The organism is Parasedimentitalea nitratireducens, from assembly GCF_057444295.1.
Genome location: NZ_JBYAXC010000001.1, coordinates 866,517 through 883,994 on the forward strand (window position 1 = coordinate 866,517; position 17,478 = coordinate 883,994).

Annotated in this window: 15 protein-coding genes; 10 read left to right on the top strand and 5 right to left on the bottom strand. The window is 53.8% G+C overall.

From position 1 onward, the window contains the following. The first annotated feature begins 9 nt into the window (after window positions 1–9). From secA to AC2T28_RS04430, 3 genes are all read left to right on the top strand, one after another. The gene (gene secA, locus AC2T28_RS04420; protein WP_486747733.1) at window positions 10–2,703 is read left to right on the top strand and encodes a preprotein translocase subunit SecA; all 2,694 of its coding nucleotides are present in this window, start codon (window positions 10–12) and stop codon (window positions 2,701–2,703) included. Between the two features lie 115 nt (window positions 2,704–2,818). Beyond that, entirely contained in the window at window positions 2,819–3,721 is a 903-nt protein-coding gene (locus tag AC2T28_RS04425) for a hypothetical protein (protein ID WP_486748018.1), read from the top strand. Between the two features lie 23 nt (window positions 3,722–3,744). Further along, window positions 3,745–5,301: a substrate-binding domain-containing protein gene (locus tag AC2T28_RS04430; RefSeq protein WP_486747734.1), complete on the top strand. Its 1,557-nt coding sequence runs from the start codon at window positions 3,745–3,747 to the stop codon at window positions 5,299–5,301. 16 nt (window positions 5,302–5,317) lie between these two features. Here AC2T28_RS04430 and radC read toward each other — a convergent pair whose 3' ends face one another. From radC to dnaK, 3 genes are all read right to left on the bottom strand, one after another. Next, entirely contained in the window at window positions 5,318–6,082 is a 765-nt protein-coding gene (radC, locus tag AC2T28_RS04435) for a RadC family protein (protein WP_486747735.1), read from the bottom strand. A 104-nt stretch (window positions 6,083–6,186) separates the two neighbouring features. Further along, window positions 6,187–7,356 (bottom strand): molecular chaperone DnaJ, encoded by a 1,170-nt coding sequence (gene dnaJ / locus AC2T28_RS04440; protein ID WP_486747736.1) that lies wholly within the window; start codon window positions 7,354–7,356, stop codon window positions 6,187–6,189. A 77-nt stretch (window positions 7,357–7,433) separates the two neighbouring features. After that, window positions 7,434–9,338: a molecular chaperone DnaK gene (gene dnaK / locus AC2T28_RS04445; RefSeq protein WP_486747737.1), complete on the bottom strand. Its 1,905-nt coding sequence runs from the start codon at window positions 9,336–9,338 to the stop codon at window positions 7,434–7,436. Between the two features lie 212 nt (window positions 9,339–9,550). Between dnaK and AC2T28_RS04450 the strand changes: the two genes are divergently transcribed. Further along, window positions 9,551–10,153: an alpha-ketoglutarate-dependent dioxygenase AlkB family protein gene (locus AC2T28_RS04450; protein WP_486747738.1), complete on the top strand. Its 603-nt coding sequence runs from the start codon at window positions 9,551–9,553 to the stop codon at window positions 10,151–10,153. A gap of 130 nt (window positions 10,154–10,283) precedes the next feature. Continuing rightward, window positions 10,284–11,099, top strand: coding sequence for a lysophospholipid acyltransferase family protein (locus tag AC2T28_RS04455; protein WP_486747739.1), 816 nt, complete (start codon window positions 10,284–10,286; stop codon window positions 11,097–11,099). A 17-nt stretch (window positions 11,100–11,116) separates the two neighbouring features. Here the strand turns inward: AC2T28_RS04455 and AC2T28_RS04460 are convergent, their stop codons facing one another. Beyond that, complete coding sequence (locus AC2T28_RS04460) at window positions 11,117–11,674, bottom strand: COG3650 family protein (protein WP_486747740.1); 558 nt, start codon at window positions 11,672–11,674, stop codon at window positions 11,117–11,119. A 41-nt stretch (window positions 11,675–11,715) separates the two neighbouring features. Continuing rightward, the gene (locus AC2T28_RS04465) at window positions 11,716–12,537 is read right to left on the bottom strand and encodes an ABC transporter permease (RefSeq protein WP_486747741.1); all 822 of its coding nucleotides are present in this window, start codon (window positions 12,535–12,537) and stop codon (window positions 11,716–11,718) included. A 121-nt stretch (window positions 12,538–12,658) separates the two neighbouring features. Between AC2T28_RS04465 and cysQ the strand changes: the two genes are divergently transcribed. The 5 genes from cysQ (at window position 12,659) to AC2T28_RS04490 (ending at window position 17,410) form a co-directional block, all read left to right on the top strand. Then, complete coding sequence (gene cysQ / locus AC2T28_RS04470; RefSeq protein WP_486747742.1) at window positions 12,659–13,456, top strand: 3'(2'),5'-bisphosphate nucleotidase CysQ; 798 nt, start codon at window positions 12,659–12,661, stop codon at window positions 13,454–13,456. Then, window positions 13,456–14,256: a 3-deoxy-manno-octulosonate cytidylyltransferase gene (locus tag AC2T28_RS04475; protein ID WP_486747743.1), complete on the top strand. Its 801-nt coding sequence runs from the start codon at window positions 13,456–13,458 to the stop codon at window positions 14,254–14,256. Before cysQ ends, AC2T28_RS04475 begins: the two co-directional genes overlap by 1 nt. 196 nt (window positions 14,257–14,452) lie before the next feature. Then, complete coding sequence (gene galU / locus AC2T28_RS04480) at window positions 14,453–15,346, top strand: UTP--glucose-1-phosphate uridylyltransferase GalU (RefSeq protein ID WP_486747744.1); 894 nt, start codon at window positions 14,453–14,455, stop codon at window positions 15,344–15,346. Between the two features lie 41 nt (window positions 15,347–15,387). Then, window positions 15,388–16,371, top strand: coding sequence for a UDP-glucose 4-epimerase GalE (gene galE / locus AC2T28_RS04485; protein ID WP_486747745.1), 984 nt, complete (start codon window positions 15,388–15,390; stop codon window positions 16,369–16,371). A 7-nt stretch (window positions 16,372–16,378) separates the two neighbouring features. Next, window positions 16,379–17,410, top strand: coding sequence for a glycosyltransferase family 2 protein (locus AC2T28_RS04490; protein WP_486747746.1), 1,032 nt, complete (start codon window positions 16,379–16,381; stop codon window positions 17,408–17,410). The last annotated feature ends 68 nt before the right edge of the window (window positions 17,411–17,478 follow it).

A 17,478-nucleotide genomic window follows, 5' to 3' on the forward strand; every position in this document is an offset into this window, starting at 1 on the left:
GGAGAGCAAATGCTGGGAATCGGAACAATCGCCAAAAAGGTCTTCGGGACACCGAATGACCGTAAGATCAAGGCGACAAAGCCGCTGATCGCAAAGATCAACGCGCTGGAACCCGAGTTCGAAAAACTCAGTGACGACGGCTTGAAGGAAAAGACCGAAGAGCTGCGCCAGCGCGCGCTTGACGGCACCTCGCTGGACGATCTTCTGCCCGAAGCCTTTGCCAACGTGCGCGAAGCCGCCAGACGGGCCCTTGGTCTGCGTGCATTTGATACGCAGTTGATGGGAGGCACTTTCCTGCACCAAGGCAGTATTTCAGAGATGAAAACTGGCGAGGGGAAAACACTTGTTGCGACGTTCCCAGCGTATCTGAACGCGTTGACTGGAAAAGGCGTGCACGTGGTTACCGTGAACGAGTATCTGGCCAAACGAGATTCGGAATGGATGGGCAAAGTCTTTGCTGCTTTGGGTATGACCACCGGTGTTATCTGGTCGAACATGCCAGAGGCCGAGAAGAAAGCCGCATACGAATCTGACATCACCTACGCAACGAACAACGAACTGGGCTTTGATTATCTGCGCGATAACATGAAGTCCGAGCTGGATCAGCTATTCCAGAAGTATCACAACTTTGCGATTGTGGATGAGGTTGACAGTATTCTGATCGACGAAGCCCGTACGCCACTGATTATTTCCGGCCCGGCCGAGGATCGCTCGGAGCTGTATTCAACCATCGATACGGTGATTCCGCTGCTCAGCGACGATCACTTTGAGCTGGACGAGAAAACGCGTGGCGTGACCTTTACCGACGACGGCAACGAGTATCTGGAGCAGCAGCTTCTGGAACGTGGTCTGCTGCCCGAAGGGGCCTCGCTCTATGATCCGGAAAGCACAAGTGTTGTACACCACGTCAACCAAGCTTTGCGTGCTCACAAGCTGTTCCAGCGTGACAAAGACTATATCGTTCGCGATGGTGAAGTTGTTTTGATCGACGAATTCACTGGCCGTATGATGCCAGGCCGCCGTCTGTCCGAAGGGTTGCATCAGGCTATTGAAGCCAAGGAAGACGTCACAATTCAGCCCGAGAACACTACTCTGGCTTCGGTGACCTTCCAAAACTACTTCCGTCTGTATGACAAACTGTCAGGCATGACGGGTACCGCGCTGACCGAGGCGGAGGAGTTCGCTGAAATCTATGGTCTTGGTGTGGTCGAAGTGCCAACCAACAGGCCAATTGCCCGGGTAGATGAAGACGACCGCGTTTATCGCACCGCTTCTGAAAAATACACTGCGATGATCGACGAGGCGAAGGTGGCCCACGCCAAGGGACAGCCAGTTCTCTTGGGAACAACTTCGATCGAAAAATCTGAGCTGCTGAGCCAGTTGCTGGACAAGGAAGACGTTAAGCACAACGTTTTGAACGCGCGTCAACATGAACAAGAGGCGCAGATCGTTGCCGATGCTGGCCGTCTTAATGCAGTGACCATTGCCACCAACATGGCGGGGCGCGGTACCGATATTCAACTTGGCGGCAACGTCGAGATGAAGGTGTTGGCCGCACTTGCGGAAAACCCCGAAGCTGATCCTGTTGCTTTGCGTTCAGAAGAAGAGGCAAAGCACGAAGAAGAGAAGAAGAAAGTTCTCGAAGCGGGTGGTCTGATGGTGATGGCGTCAGAGCGCCATGAAAGCCGCCGCATCGACAACCAGCTGCGCGGCCGCTCGGGCCGTCAGGGTGATCCAGGTCTGACCCGGTTTTACCTCAGCCTCGAAGATGACCTGATGCGTATCTTTGGCTCGGAGCGCTTGGACAAATTGCTGACCACATTGGGCATGCAAGAAGGCGAAGCGATCATTCACCCTTGGGTGAACAAGTCACTTGAGCGCGCGCAGGCCAAGGTCGAAGGTCGCAACTTTGACATGCGTAAAAACGTGCTCAAGTTTGACGATGTGATGAATGATCAACGTAAGGTGATCTTTGGTCAACGTCGTGAGATCATGGCTGCTTCAGATCTGTCTGAAATCGTCGGTGATATGCGTTACGAGGTGATTGACGATCTTCTGGATGCTTATATGCCGCCTAAAACCTATGCAGATCAGTGGGATACTGAAGGGTTGCAGGAGCAAGTTCTGGAGAAACTGGGGGTCGAAGCACCTGTGGTTGACTGGGCTGCCGAAGAAGGTGTGGATGACGAAGATATCCGTGAACGCCTGATGAAGGAAAGCGATGAGCTGATGGCCAAGAAGGCAGCTGCCTTTGGCCCAGAGAACATGCGCAACATCGAAAAACAGATCTTGCTGCAGACAATCGACAGTAAGTGGCGTGAACACTTGTTGACGCTGGAGCACCTGCGATCGGTTGTTGGCTTCCGCAGCTTCGCACAGCGTGATCCGCTAAACGAATATAAGAACGAAGGTTTCCAGCTGTTTGAAGGTATGCTGGATGGGTTGCGCGAAACTGTTAGTCAGCAACTGAGCCATATTCGTCCGATGAACGAAGAAGAGCAGAAGAAAATGATGCTTGAGATGGCTGCCCGTCAGGCGGCCATGCAGCAGACCGCTGCTGCCGCTGAACAAGCTCCGACTGGTGGGGCCGCTCCGGGTTTTGTTGAGGATGATCCAACCACTTGGGGAACACCGTCACGTAACGACAAATGCCCCTGTGGATCTGGACAAAAGTTCAAACACTGCCACGGGCGACTGGCATAATAGGCAGCCCTATCTTGGGGATTTAGTTAAAATTGCCTGAATCAAAACGAAAGGCGGCCATAAACTGGTCGCCTTTTTACGTCATAGTGTCCTTATACATCTGGTGAGGTTGGCAATGATGCTGAACATACGATTGTTGGCTATGAGCGGGGTAACTTTGGTCTCTGCTCTTGGTATTGGGTTTTCAATGCAATGGGGAGCCGTCGAGGCCCCTGGTATTCTTCCGGCGACAACGGCTGCTGAGCCCGATTTGAAATTGGAAGAAATAACACTGACATCCCAGTCACCTAGCACTGAGATGCCAGTAGAAGCCCCCCAAGCCCTGGCATCCGTAATTGCTGAACCAGTTGCGAGCAATTGCGAGGTATCAGCTCTGGCAACGCCAGCTCCACGAGCTCTGGTAGACCTGATATTTAAAGCGCCATGTCATGCTAACGAGCGAGTGACGGTACATCATTCAGGATTCATGTTTACAGCGACAACGGATTCGAACGGCATGCTTTCGGTCCAGATCCCTGCTTTGGTTGAAAATGCAGTGTATATTGTCGAGGTACCTTCCGGCCCCGGCGCTGTGGCAACCACTCAGGTCAGTGGTCTCGATCAGATTGACCGTGTTGCATTGCAGTGGACGGGTAACGGTGGTTTTGAAATACACGCACGTGAATTTGGTGCTGAATATGGTCAACCCGGCCACGTATGGTCTGGTGCTAGTGCCTATGGTGGAACCAACCAGGTACTGCGCTTAGGAGATGTCAGCCAGTTGGCGCCACGCATGGTTGAAATCTACAGCTTTGACAGAAATGCGGCGGCCAAAGACGGAACCGTAACGTTGAGCATCGAAACAGAGGTTTCGGGCAACAACTGTGGCAGGGAAATTTCAGCGCAAACTCTAGAGCTGCGAGCAGGACGTGGACTGCAAACCCGCGATTTGGTTCTATCGATGCCCAATTGTAATGCGATTGGTGACTTTCTGGTGTTGAATAATCTTGTGGAAGACCTGAAAATCGCAGCCAAGTGATTTGCAGTTAATCAGGGTACACCATGGCTTGGCATCGTGCGGCGGTAGGCGCCGCACTCTTTCTTTTTAGCACAGCGGTTCCGCTAGCGGCACAGGATGTCACCCTGTCCTCGCCTGATGGCGCTGTGGAAATTACCGGTGACCTGCTCGGGTTCGACGGAGAGTTCTACCGTGTCGAAACCCAGTTCGGAGAGCTAACAGTAGATGGCTCGGGGGTTGTCTGTGATGGACCTGGGTGCCCAAGCCTTTCAGATTTTGTTGCTGAACTCACGCTCTCTGGGTCTTCGACGATGGCCGAAACTTTGCTTCCTGCGCTGATTGAAGGGTTTGCTCTTAGAAACGGATACCAAACTCGTCGCAATGCGTTGACGGGAGGAGACTTTGAATACCTCTTGTTGCATAATGATTTGACGCTGGCTTCCAGGTTTACCTTTTTGGTCAGCAACACGGATGAAGGTTTTGCTGACCTGCTCGCCAACGAGACTGATGTCGTCATGGCGCTACGTGAAATCCGGCCCGCCGAGCGCGAGTTGGCCCGTGACGCCGGGCTGGGCGATATGACCGGTCCTAACCGCAGTCGGGTTCTGGCGTTGGATGCGTTGGTTCCGGTGGTGGCACCGGGTAATCCGGTTGGGAGCATCTCGGTCCCGCAGTTGGCGAAGGTCTTTGCCGGAAAAATTACCAACTGGAGGGATCTTGGCGGTCCAGACGCGCCTATTTCCATTCACCTTCCGGTTTCCGGGTCGGGCCTTGCTCAGGCGGTAGAAGACCGGGTCCTAGCACCGGCTAAACTGCAGCTATCCGAAGATCTTCGCCGCCATGATAGGAGCAGCGATCTGGTTCGATCTGTGGCGATTGATCCATTTGCGATTGGCATTGGCAGCTATTCTGAGACCGGAACCGCACGTGTTTTGAAACTGACAGGATCATGCGGGTTTGACCTGGCTGTTGGACGTCGTGCTATTAAAACTGAAGATTACCCGCTAACTGCCCCTATGTTTCTTTATCTCCCCGCTCGCCGGTTGCCCAAGGTTGCGCGTGACTTTCTGAGCTATGTGCGCGGTCCGGGAGCTCAAAATGTGATACGGCGTGCTGGTTTTGTTGATCAGGACCCCGAGCTAATTTCAGTCAACTCCCAGGGGAGACGTCTGGCCAATGCTATTGAATCTGCTGGTGCCGAGGTCGAACTGGCTGAATTGCAGCGTTTGATTTCTGTTCTGGGAGGAATGAAACGTTTGACGACTTCATTCCGATTTGAAACCGGGTCGACGCGGCCGGATGCCCAGTCGAGAGCCAATATCGAACAGCTGGCCCGCGCGTTGGAGGTGGGTGTTTATGACACCAAGCAGTTGATGTTTGTTGGATTCTCTGATGGCGAAGGGCCGGCAGGGGGAAACCGAAAAATTGCCATGAAGCGGGCAGAAACTGTGCGTGACGCAGTTATCAAAGCGGCCGAAACCGCAAATTTGGACCGTTTGCAAATTGATGTTGCAGCTTTTGGTGAGGCTTTGCCAATGGCCTGTGACGACAGTGATTGGGGACGGCAGGTGAACCGCCGTGTTGAGGTTTGGGTGCACTGACAGCTCCGTTTTCCGGCTATAGGTAACCTTCTGTGCGGAAACTAAGCTCACGGGATTTGCCGATGATCAGGTGGTCATGCAACACCATCCCCAAGGCCACCAGTGCAGCGTTTATACGGTCTGTCATGTCGATGTCGCTGTCCGAAGGGGTCGGATCTCCGGAAGGATGGTTATGCACCAGGATCAGAGCGCTGGCATTGAGCTCCAGGGCGCGTTTGGCAACTTCGCGAGGGTAGACGGGCACATGATCGACAGTGCCCCTTGCCTGTTCTTCATCCGCGATCAGAACGTTTTTGCGGTCAAGATACAGCACCCGGAATTGTTCGGTTTCTCGGTGGGCCATTGTGGTGTGGCAATAGTCCAGAACGGCGTCCCAGCTTGAGATGACCTGCCGTTGCATAACACGCGCGCGTGCCATGCGATGGGCCGCAGCCTCAAGTACTTTGAGATCGATAATCACTGCAGGGCCGATGCCCGCTACTTCTTCTAAGCGTTCGGCAGGTGCTGTGATTACCCGGTTGAAATCTTGGAACTTGTCCAAGAGGGCGCGAGCCAAAGGTTTGACATCGCGACGTGGGATCGAGCGGAATAGTACCAGTTCAAGTAATTCATAGTCAGGTATGGCCTCTGCACCGCCCTGAACAAAGCGCTCACGTAGACGGGCGCGGTGGTCCTGAATGTAAGATGGAAGCCGTCCTTTTGGTAGAGGCGCCACGGGTGCCTCGTCACTGCCCTGGAACAGCGGCAGTGTCGTGTCCTCAAAGGCACCTCGCCGTGTCATTAGTGTAGGATGCTAGCGCCATGGTTGATAAAAGGTTAATGACAGCAAAAAGGGCGTCAACCAAAATGGTGACGCCCTAGCTTTGTTTGGTAGAAGAATCGAGATTAGTTCTTCATCGAATCCCAGAAGCTTTTCACCGAGGAAAAGAAACTACCAGACTCGGGGTTTGTGGTATCCTCGGACAGATCCTCAAACTCGCGCAGCAGTTCTTTTTGGCGCGAAGTCAGGCTCACTGGGGTTTCCACCGCGAGTTCAATAAACATGTCACCAGGGCCGCCGCCACGCAGGGCGGGCATGCCCTTGCTACGCAGACGCATCTGACGTCCCGATTGGCTGCCTTCGGGAATCTGCACACGTCCACGTCCACCGTCGATGGTTGGAACCTCAATGGCACCACCCAGCGCAGCCTTGGCCATGCTTACAGGCACACGACAGTACAGGTTCTGACCATCACGCTCGAACAGTTTGTGCGGTGCCATCTCGACAAAGATATACAAATCGCCCGGAGGGCCACCACGCATGCCTGCTTCGCCTTCGCCGGACAGACGAATGCGGGTGCCTGTTTCGACACCAGCCGGGATGTTGACCGACAGCGCACGATCTTTTTCAACCCGGCCATGGCCGCCGCAGCTATTGCAGGGGTTCTTGATAACCTGACCGAGGCCCGAACAGGTCGGACAACCACGTTCAACGGTGAAGAAACCCTGCTGCGCACGCACCTTGCCCATGCCGGAACAGGTTGGGCAGGTTGTGGGCTCGACACCACCTTCGGCGCCGGTTCCCTCGCACGAGGTACAGCTGACTGCTGTCGGTACGTTGATAGTTTTTTGCAGTCCCGAGAATGATTCCTCGAGTGTTACGCGGAGGTTATAGCGCAAATCTGCACCGCGAGACGCACGTCGGCCACCGCCACCTGCACCACGCTGCTGGCCACCCATAAAGTCACCAAACAGGTCGTCAAACACGTCAGAGAAGGCCGAGGAGAAGTCACCACCGCCGCCGCCAAAGCCCTGGCCTGGACGTCCGCCGCCATTACCACCCATGCCGTTTTCAAAGGCGGCGTGACCAAAGCGGTCATAGGCGGCTTTCTTGTCGCCGTCTTTCAGTACGTCATAGGCCTCGTTGGCCTCTTTGAACTGCGATTCAGCGTCCGGATTGTCTTGGTTCCGGTCGGGATGCAGTTCTTTGGCTTTCTTGCGATAGCCTTTTTTGATTTCGTCGGCAGTGGCGCCTTTGGCCACGCCTAGAGTATCGTAGTAGTCACGCTTGGACATCGGTTTATCCCTTCTGCCTCAACGAAAGTAGGCCGGCCCTGAATTCGGACCGGCCCGCCTTGGCCTTGGTTCGTCGCTTAGGCGCGTTTGTCGTCGTCCAGATCTTCGAAGTCGGCGTCGACAATATCATCTTCAACCGGGCCATCTGCCGGATTTGGCTCTTCACCCTCTTCGGCTGCTGCCGCTTTGTAGATCGCCTCACCCAGCTTCATGGCCGCTTCGGTCACGTTTTGGATGCCGCCTTTGATCTTCTCGGCGTTGTCGGTGTCGATCTCGTCTTTCAACGCAACAATCGCCAGTTCGATTGCTTCGATGGTGGTTGGGTCAACCTTGTCGGCGTGCTCTTCCATCGACTTTTCAGTCGAGTGGATGAGGCTCTCGGCCTGGTTCTTCGCTTCGATCAGCTCGCGGCGCTCTTTATCCGCCTCAGCGTTATCTTCAGCGTCTTTCACCATCTGTTCGATGTCAGTGTCTGACAAACCACCGGATGCTTGGATCGTGACCTGCTGCTCTTTGCCGGTGCCTTTGTCTTTGGCGCCAACCGACACGATACCGTTGGCGTCGATGTCAAAGGTCACTTCGATCTGTGGCAGGCCACGTGGCGCTGGCGGGATGCTTTCTAGGTTGAACTGGCCAAGGATCTTGTTGTCCGCAGCCATTTCACGTTCACCCTGGAACACACGGATGGTCACGGCGTTCTGGTTGTCTTCGGCGGTCGAGAACACCTGCGACTTCTTAGTCGGGATCGTAGTGTTGCGGTCGATCAGACGTGTGAACACGCCACCCAGAGTTTCAATACCCAACGACAGAGGTGTCACGTCGAGCAGTACAACGTCTTTGACGTCACCCTGCAGAACACCGGCCTGAATGGCGGCGCCCATGGCAACAACTTCGTCAGGGTTCACACCCTTGTGTGGCTCTTTACCAAAGAACTTGCTGACTTCTTCGGTGACGCGCGGCATGCGGGTCATACCGCCAACCAAAACAACTTCGTCGATGTCATTGGCGGACAGGCCAGCATCTTTCAATGCGGCGGCGCAAGGCTTCAGCGAGGCTTTGATCAGATCGCTAACCAGGCTTTCCAGCTTGGCGCGGGTCAGTTTCAGCACCATGTGCAGCGGCGCGCCGTCTTTGCCCATCGAGATGAACGGCTGGTTGATTTCGGTCTGCGATGCCGAGGACAGTTCAATCTTGGCTTTTTCAGCTGCTTCTTTCAGACGCTGCAGAGCCATCTTGTCTTTGGACAGATCAACACCGTGTTCTTTTTTGAACTGCTCAGCCAGGTAGTTGACGATGCGCATGTCAAAGTCTTCACCACCTAGGAAGGTGTCACCGTTGGTGGACTTAACTTCGAACAAACCATCGTCGATTTCCAGGATGGTCACATCGAAGGTGCCGCCGCCAAGGTCATAAACCGCAATAGTCTGGGTTTCTTCTTTGTCCATGCCATAGGCCAACGCAGCCGCGGTCGGCTCGTTGATGATACGCAGAACTTCAAGACCAGCAATTTTGCCGGCGTCTTTGGTGGCCTGACGCTGTGCGTCGTTAAAGTACGCAGGAACGGTGATAACCGCCTGAGTGACTTCTTCGCCAAGATAGCTCTCGGCGGTCTCTTTCATTTTGCCCAGTGTGAAGGCAGAGATTTGCGAAGGCGAATATTTCTCGCCGTGGGCTTCGACCCAAGCGTCGCCGTTGCCACCGTTGACGATAGCGAATGGCACCATCTTTTTGTCTTTTGCGACGGCTGCATCGTCAAAACGACGGCCGATCAGGCGTTTGACACCAAAAACAGTGTTTTCTGGGTTGGTGACGGCCTGGCGTTTTGCAGGCTGGCCAACCAGGCGCTCGTCGTCAGTGAATGCAACGATCGAAGGTGTTGTGCGGGCGCCTTCTGCGTTTTCGATAACGCGAGGCTGCGATCCGTCCATGATAGCCACACAAGAGTTGGTGGTACCCAGGTCAATGCCGATAACTTTGCTCATACTATTTGATCCCTTTACTTCTTAAGGCGATTACCCGAGGTCAGAACCCGTTTCGGCATCCAAACCCCGATTCATGTGCGCAATGGCCTACACCATTGTGCGTCCCGGCGTATATAGGGAGCAGAAATGAGCCCTGCAACCGTCACATGGCACCGGTTTACGCGAATCTATGCGGTTTTTTGAATGGGCTTGGTTAATAATGGAATAATGCGATGACCAAGCTGCGGCTGCGCGGGTTCGAAATTCATAAAGGCTCGCTGGATATGGCGGCGCAACGCGCGCTTGTTGATGCTTTGCGTCCGGTTCTAAAAGCTGCGCCGTTGTTTTCACCCAGTGTTCCTGGCGGTGCACAGATGTCTGTACGAATGACCTCGGCTGGGCAGTTTGGCTGGTACTCGGACGCGTCAGGATATCGCTACGCGGATGCCCACCCCAAGGGGCAACCTTGGCCGGTAATCCCGGATCAGGTTTTGGAAATATGGCGACAACTTGCCAAGGTGGATCGTGATCCAGAGTGCTGTTTGCTGAATTATTACGGTGAAGGCGCGAAAATGGGACTGCATCAGGATAAAGATGAAGCAGATTTCTCGTATCCGGTTGTTTCGATAAGTCTTGGGGATGACGGGTTGTTTCGAATGGGCAGTCAAACGCGTGGTGGCAAGACGGAAACAATCTGGCTCAATTCTGGAGACGTGGTTGTTATGGGAGCGGAGGCAAGGTTGGCTTATCACGGGGTGGACAGGATTCGCTTCAAGTCCTCTCGGTTGTTACCAAAAGGCGGGCGAATCAATCTAACGATGAGGGTGGTGACATGAGAACCTCATATGGGGGAAATTTGTCTCTTGGAGACTTGGAGGCGGGGTCCGAGCGACCCATATAGGTGCCATGATTACACGTCCGGTCAAATACGCTTGGCAACATGTCAGGTATGTCCCCCTCTGGTCCATGTTAACGGTTTCGCGATGGCGTTCGTTTGAAAGGCGTTCAGCTGCGCTTGGACGCGCGGTTGGGGGCCTTTTGCGCTGGTTCCCGATTGCTCGGGGCCGATTCAATCGCGAAGTTAAGCGGGTTTTCCCCGAAATGACACGACGCGAGCGCAACTCATTGCGTCGGCGCATGGGGCAGAACATGGGGCGCACCCTGTTCGAGATCTATCATAACGCTGAGTTCCATACGCGGTTGAATCGCTTTCACGTTTCCGGATCGGGCCTCGCGGCGATTGAAGAGGCTCAGGCGGCAGGCAAAGGAGCCATAATTGTGTCTGGCCACTTTGGCCAGTGGGAGGCGGTTCGCGCCTCGCTCAAGGCGCGCGGGATCGAGGTCGGTGCGGTTTATCGTCGGCAGAGCAATCGGCATTACCAACGGCGTCTGCTTGCTGGAATCGAAGCCGGTGGGCTACCGATCATGGAAACTGGGCGGGTCGGTACGAAAACGCTGGTTCGTCATTTGAGAGACGGTGGGGTTGTTGCCATTCTGTTGGATGAGAAACACCCGGATGGGGCAAAGCTGCCGTTTTTGGGTTTGTCTGCAAAGACCTCTTTGGCAGCGGCACAATTGGCGCTTAAATATGATCTGCCCATGGTACCCGCATTTGGAACGCGTACCGGCGACGGAAATGACTTTGCGGTAGAGTTCGAGGAGCCGATCAAGCGCGGCAATGCCGAGGCTATGACGCAGGCCTTTAATGACAGCCTGTCAGAGCGTATCCGCAAAGACCCAGATCAATGGTATTGGCTGCTAAACCGATGGCGAGACGTCTGAAGCTGTTTTGTGCGGCTTTAGGGGGAGAGAGAGCAGCAGCCAGTCATAAGGCTAAGCCCATCGTCAGGTGTTAGAAAATTGACCGATAGCCCAAAGGCGCGGTCTGACATTCCATCGCTACAAGCTTCGTGTCGGATAATTGCGGCATGATCATTTCCAAGGCCAAGAAGCAGCGGCGCAGAGCGGTTGGTTGCTGATTGCAGCAGACCAGCAGAAAGTTTCTGGCTGTCGTCGTGGGGTGTTGAATAAACAGCCATTTGTCCTTGGCTGATGTTCAGCGACCAAAACGGCTCCGTCCCAAAACATTGAAATTCTCGGGTTAAAATATAGTCAGGATCGTTGTCCGACTCGCGAAGGAAGCCTAGCGATACCCAGCCTGTTCTTTCGCCAACGTTTACCAAACCCCATTTCCCATTTGGGCCTAAGCTGACGACTTCGATGTCGGTGTCGTTCCAAGTAAAGGCGCCAACAATTTCAGCCGAGGCGCTGGGCGAGCTACGGATATTGAGCTTATCGTTATGTGCTACGCCAATGACATCATGCAGGGCAGGAAAAGTCTGCGCGAACGCTGGCAATGCGCAAAACCAGCACATCAAGAGATACGCGACTGCTCGAATCACCGGCGTGCGCTCCAGCTAATGGAGGAGTGGCGGCGCGTATAAAACTCACCCATCAAGCCGATCATAATCAAAACCAGCGCCACCCAGGCAGCGTATTCCCAATTGCTGTGATGGGGGTTGTAGTTGATGAACACATATCCCCGTGCCTGATCAATGCAGTGGAATAGCGGGTTCCAGTCGAACATCGCTAGCATGTAACTTGGCAACATATTGGCCAGGAACATCTTGCCCGATGCGATCATATTGGCGCGCTGATAAACAGTTGTAACAATCGACACAAAGTTGGGTGCCCAGGGCTTAAGCACCAAAAGGATCAGGCCAACTCCTATGCCGGCAACCCAGGACAGCAGGACCATGCCAAAAGCAGGGATCGGCTCTTCAATATGCACCGGTGTGATGGCGACATGGTAAACGAACAAAATAAGGAACATCGATAGAACCTGAATGTAGAGCGACCCAATCGCTGCAGACAGGATAGCCACCATGGTATTCATTGGTGCGTGTTGCATCATCGGGCTGCTAGGACCTTCGGCCCCGGCTACAGCGCCTACCACTTTGGTGTGGGTGATGAACAGGAAGATGCCAGACATAACATATAGAAGAAAATCCCCCCTAACGGCAGAGCTTTTCATTCCCAGCAATGAGAACATCACATAAAACGCAGCAACCATGAGTAGGGTCTGCATAAGGTTTAGACCCAAAGCCATGAAGGCATTGTTGTGCTTTGATCGCACGCTACGCACGACCGAATGAAACACCACCTCGCACATAGAGAGGAAGCCAATAAACGCGGACGGTTGGGTGTTTTGACGGAACATGTGACCTGCGGCTTTGTAACTTTACTCGAAACTAGCACGGATTTCTTGCTGTTCCGTTGCCACGCGAGCATAAGAGGAAAAACGCCCTGTTTCAACAATTCCTCTACGGTGGAGACTCTTAGTGACTTATGATGCCCTAATACCAGTGATCCGGCGCCTTGCCATCGAAGCAGGCGATAAGATCATGGAGATTTACAATTCAGACGACTTTGAGGTGAAGCAAAAATCGGACGATAGTCCAGTGACAGCCGCGGATGAGGCCGCGGATGCTTTGATCTCTGCTGGATTGCGGGCGGCATTCCCAGATCTGATGTTGGTAACCGAAGAGCAGGCAGACTCGCATAAGATCAAAGGTGATACCTTTTTGATCGTTGATCCGCTGGATGGGACCAAAGAGTTTATCCACCGTCGCGGTGATTTTACCGTCAATATTGCCCTGGTGGAAAAGGGAACACCCACGCGTGGTGTTGTCTACGCGCCAGCCAAAGAACGCATGTTCTTCACTCTTGCTGACGGCTCAACCGTAGAAGAGGTTGGCCCATTTGACCCAGAGAACATGGGTACCGTGAACCCGATCCGTGTCGCGGACAGTGACAATGCGGCGCTCATGGTTGTGGCCAGCAAATCGCACCGCGATCAGGCGACGGATGACTACATCGGCAAATACAATGTGAAAGACAGTAAAAGTGCGGGCTCGTCTTTGAAGTTCTGCCTGGTCGCAACTGGCGAGGCGGATGTTTACCCGCGCGTTGGGCGGACAATGGAGTGGGACACAGCCGCAGGTCACGCAGTGCTGGCCGGAGCTGGCGGGAAAGTGGTTCGATTTGATGACCATACTCCGCTGATGTACGGTAAAGACGACTACGCCAATCCATTCTTTATCGCCTATGCGCCTGGTGTGGAGCTAAAGGAGGCCTGATGTCCGTTCTGATCGTCATACCCGCTCGTTATGCATCCAGCCGCTATCCCGGAAAGCCATTGGTGGAACTGACCGGAGCCACCGGTGAAAAACGTTCGTTGATAGAGCGCTCGTGGCGTGCAGCCACCGCAGTTTCCGGGGTGGATCGGGTTGTCGTGGCCACCGATGATGAGCAGATCCAAACTGCAGCACAAGGGTTTGGTGCCGAGGTGGTGATGACATCGTCTGACTGCGTGAACGGGACCGAACGATGTGCCGAGGCGTTCGATACCTTGGGCGGTGGCTATGATATCGTGGTGAACCTTCAGGGGGACGCACCATTGACACCGCATTGGTTTGTCGAGGATCTGATCAAAGGTCTTGAAGGTGATCCAATGGCGGAAGTTGCCACACCAGTGCTGCGATGTGATGGCCGGGCACTGAATGGATTTCTGGAGGATCGCAAGGCTGACAGGGTCGGCGGTACGACAGCAGTGTTTACCAAAGACCGACACGCGTTATATTTTTCCAAGGAAGTCATACCGTTTACGTCGACTGTCTATAACGACGAAGACCCAACACCGGTGTTTCACCATGTTGGTGTCTATGCCTACAGGCCAGCGGCTCTTGGGGCCTATCCGCGCTGGGAATCCGGTCCGTTGGAAAGTTTGGAAGGATTGGAGCAACTGCGGTTTATGGAAAATGGCCGAACGTTGCTTTGTGTGGAAGTGGAAGCGCGAGGACGACAGTTTTGGGAACTCAACAATCCCGAAGATGTCCCGCGGTTGGAGCAAATGATGCGAGAAATGGGTCACGCTTAACAGGTTTGACGTACTCTGGGCCTATTATCCCCGTGTAAATGGGGAATCGACTATGTATACGCAGGAATATGTCCTTATCCGTTTGGATTGTTGGTGAGATGATATCGCATCTATAGTTTGAATATTGCAGATGGTGCTCTGTGTTCGAGGTACGGTTTTCGACGTACTAAAATGAGTGAGATATTGAGAGTTTGATATGCGTAAAAAAGTGACCAAGGCGATTTTTCCTGTTGCGGGCATGGGGACACGTTTTCTGCCAGCCACTAAATCTGTTCCCAAAGAAATTATGACTTTGGTTGATCGCCCCTTGGTGCAATACGCCATTGATGAGGCACGTGCCGCAGGGATCAAGGAGTTCATCTTTGTCACATCGCGCGGCAAGGGCGCACTAGAGGATTATTTTGATCACGCTCCGGTGCTGGAGCAAGAGCTGCGCAAAAAGGGCAAGGACAAGCTGCTCAATGTGTTGAAATCCACCTATATGGATTCCGGTGCAATTGCATATATTCGTCAGCATAGAGCCTTGGGTCTTGGCCACGCGGTGTGGTGCGCCCGCCGCTTGATTGCCAACGAACCTTTTGCAGTGATTCTGCCTGATGATGTGATTGCGGCGGAAACGCCCTGCCTGCAGCAAATGGTTGAAGCATATGCTGAAACTGGCGGCAATATGGTTGCAGCAATGGAAGTCCCCCCCGAGCAGACTTCGTCTTATGGGGTTCTGGATGTCAAAGAAGACATGGGAGCTGTGGTTTCAATCAACGGTATGGTTGAGAAGCCCAAAGCGGAAGAAGCACCCTCAAATCTGGCGGTCATTGGCCGTTATATTCTAGAGCCATCTGTGCTGCGCAATCTCAACAAAATCAAATCCGGTGCCGGCGGTGAGATCCAGCTGACGGATGCGATTGCCGCTGATATTGGCAGTGATGTACCGGTCTATGGCTATCGTTTCCGTGGGCAGCGGTTTGATTGTGGCTCTAAAGCTGGCTTTTTGCAGGCAACGGTGGCCTTCGCACTGGCCCGCGACGACCTGCGCGATGATCTGAGCCGCTATCTTGATGGTATTCATCAGGTCAACAAGGCAGCAGAGTAAAGGCGCTGAACGGCGTTTAATAATAGAAGGCACAATAAATAGTGGCAAATATTCTGGTATCGGGTGGTGCAGGTTACATTGGCTCGCATGCTTGCAAGGCATTGAAAGCAGCGGGTTTTACGCCTGTTGTTTTTGATAATCTGGTCACAGGCTGGAAAGATGCTGTTAAATTCGGCCCATTCGAAGAGGGCGATCTGGCTGATCGCGCCCGGCTGGACCAAGTGTTTGCCAAATACCAACCAGCCGCAGTGATGCATTTTGCAGCTCTTAGCCAGGTTGGCGAAGCGATGAGCGAGCCTGGGCGTTACTGGGCCAACAATGTTGCTGGGTCGCTGAACCTGATCGAGGCTGCGGTTGCCGCTGGCTGTCTGGACTTTGTGTTTTCCTCGACCTGCGCCACATATGGTGAACATGATAATGTTGTGTTGGATGAAAACACGCCGCAACAGCCCTTGAACGCCTATGGGGCCAGCAAGCGCGCGGTTGAAAACATCCTAACCGACTTTGAGGCAGCACATGGACTGCGCTCGGTGATTTTCCGCTATTTCAACGTTGCAGGTGCGGATCCCGAGGGTGAGGTTGGTGAATTCCATCGCCCTGAGACCCATTTGGTGCCGCTGATGCTGGACGCGATCGAGGGTAAGCGCGATGCGCTGACAGTGTTTGGCACCGATTATGACACCCCCGATGGCACTTGTATTCGTGACTATGTGCACGTCTGTGATCTGGTGGATGCCCATGTTCTGGGCCTAACGTGGTTGCAGGACGGCAAGGGTAGCAAGGTATTTAACCTTGGCACCGGTACCGGGTTTTCGGTGAAAGAAGTGATTGATCAATCACGCAGCGTCACCAATCGCGAGGTGCCCTATACCATTGGGCCGCGACGGGCAGGGGATTGTACCAAATTGGTATCGGGATCCGTTCGTGCCGAGCAAGAACTGGGCTGGAGTCCTTCCCGGTCAACGCTGGACGTTATGATCAAGGACGCCTGGGGTTGGCACCAAATCGGCCACTACGAGTCCTGACGTGATAGTGCCAGCGCCTTCGGAGCAACCGATAGGCTGGCGTGACGCCTATCGTCTGCGCTGGCGACGGCGGCGAGCTTTGTGGCGATCCTGGCGTGCGCGCCATCAGCTAAGGACCGTGATTGATCGTACCGGCACGATCCAGTCGGACGGCATTCTAGCCTTTGTCGTATTGCGCAACGAAATCACGCGACTGCCCTATTTTCTAGAGCATTACCGCCGTTTGGGTGTGACGCAGTTCTTGGTGGTGGACAACAACAGCGATGATGGCAGCTCGGAATATCTGGCTGCGCAGTCGGATGTTTCGATTTGGTACACTGCCCATAGCTATCATGCCTCGCGATTTGGACTGGATTGGCTAACGTGGCTGCAAATCAAATATGGGCATGACCATTGGTGCCTGACTGTCGATGTCGATGAGCTGCTGGTTTACGGCAGCGACGATACACATGACTTGCGGGATCTGACCGCTTGGTTGAGCAGCCATGGGCGCGATGGGTTTGGTGCCTTGATGCTGGATTTGTATCCCAAAGGAAAACTTGACCTAGCGGCCTATGAGCCGGGTCAAGATCCACGCGAGGTTCTGCCGTGGTTTGACCCGTCGCCGTATAGATCGGTGCGACAAGAACCAATGGGCAATCTTTGGGTGCAGGGGGGCGTTCGTGAGCGGGTTTTCTATGCTGATGACCCTGGGCGTTCTCCGACACTGAATAAAACCCCACTCGTGAAATGGAAACGACGTTATTCTTATGTCAATTCAACACACTCCGTTTTGCCACCGCGTTTGAACAAGCTCTACAGCGGACCGGGCGGGGACGAGCCGTCGGGCGTGCTGCTGCATACAAAGTTTTTGCCGGAAATTGTTTCCAAATCGGAAATTGAGAAACAGCGTCAGCAGCATTTTCATACACCTGGTGACTTTGATCGTTACTATGACCATCTCTCAGACGCGCCGGATCTATGGCATTTAGGGTCTGTTAAGTTACGTGACAATACCCAGCTGGAAGAGCTGGGATTGATGCGCGCGCCACAATGGTAACGCCTTTCTAGCCCGTCGTTTTTACGGCGAAAACCGGGATTTGAGATCCACAGATAACGCTTTCTAAA

Coding starts and splice junctions, on each gene's coding strand:
- secA (WP_486747733.1), top strand. CDS start 10: ATGCTGGGAATCGGAACAATCGCCAAAAAGGTCTTCGGGACACCGAAT.
- AC2T28_RS04425 (WP_486748018.1), top strand. CDS start 2,819: ATGATGCTGAACATACGATTGTTGGCTATGAGCGGGGTAACTTTGGTC.
- AC2T28_RS04430 (WP_486747734.1), top strand. CDS start 3,745: ATGGCTTGGCATCGTGCGGCGGTAGGCGCCGCACTCTTTCTTTTTAGC.
- radC (WP_486747735.1), bottom strand. CDS start 6,082: ATGACACGGCGAGGTGCCTTTGAGGACACGACACTGCCGCTGTTCCAG.
- dnaJ (WP_486747736.1), bottom strand. CDS start 7,356: ATGTCCAAGCGTGACTACTACGATACTCTAGGCGTGGCCAAAGGCGCC.
- dnaK (WP_486747737.1), bottom strand. CDS start 9,338: ATGAGCAAAGTTATCGGCATTGACCTGGGTACCACCAACTCTTGTGTG.
- AC2T28_RS04450 (WP_486747738.1), top strand. CDS start 9,551: ATGACCAAGCTGCGGCTGCGCGGGTTCGAAATTCATAAAGGCTCGCTG.
- AC2T28_RS04455 (WP_486747739.1), top strand. CDS start 10,284: ATGTTAACGGTTTCGCGATGGCGTTCGTTTGAAAGGCGTTCAGCTGCG.
- AC2T28_RS04465 (WP_486747741.1), bottom strand. CDS start 12,537: ATGTTCCGTCAAAACACCCAACCGTCCGCGTTTATTGGCTTCCTCTCT.
- AC2T28_RS04475 (WP_486747743.1), top strand. CDS start 13,456: ATGTCCGTTCTGATCGTCATACCCGCTCGTTATGCATCCAGCCGCTAT.
- galU (WP_486747744.1), top strand. CDS start 14,453: ATGCGTAAAAAAGTGACCAAGGCGATTTTTCCTGTTGCGGGCATGGGG.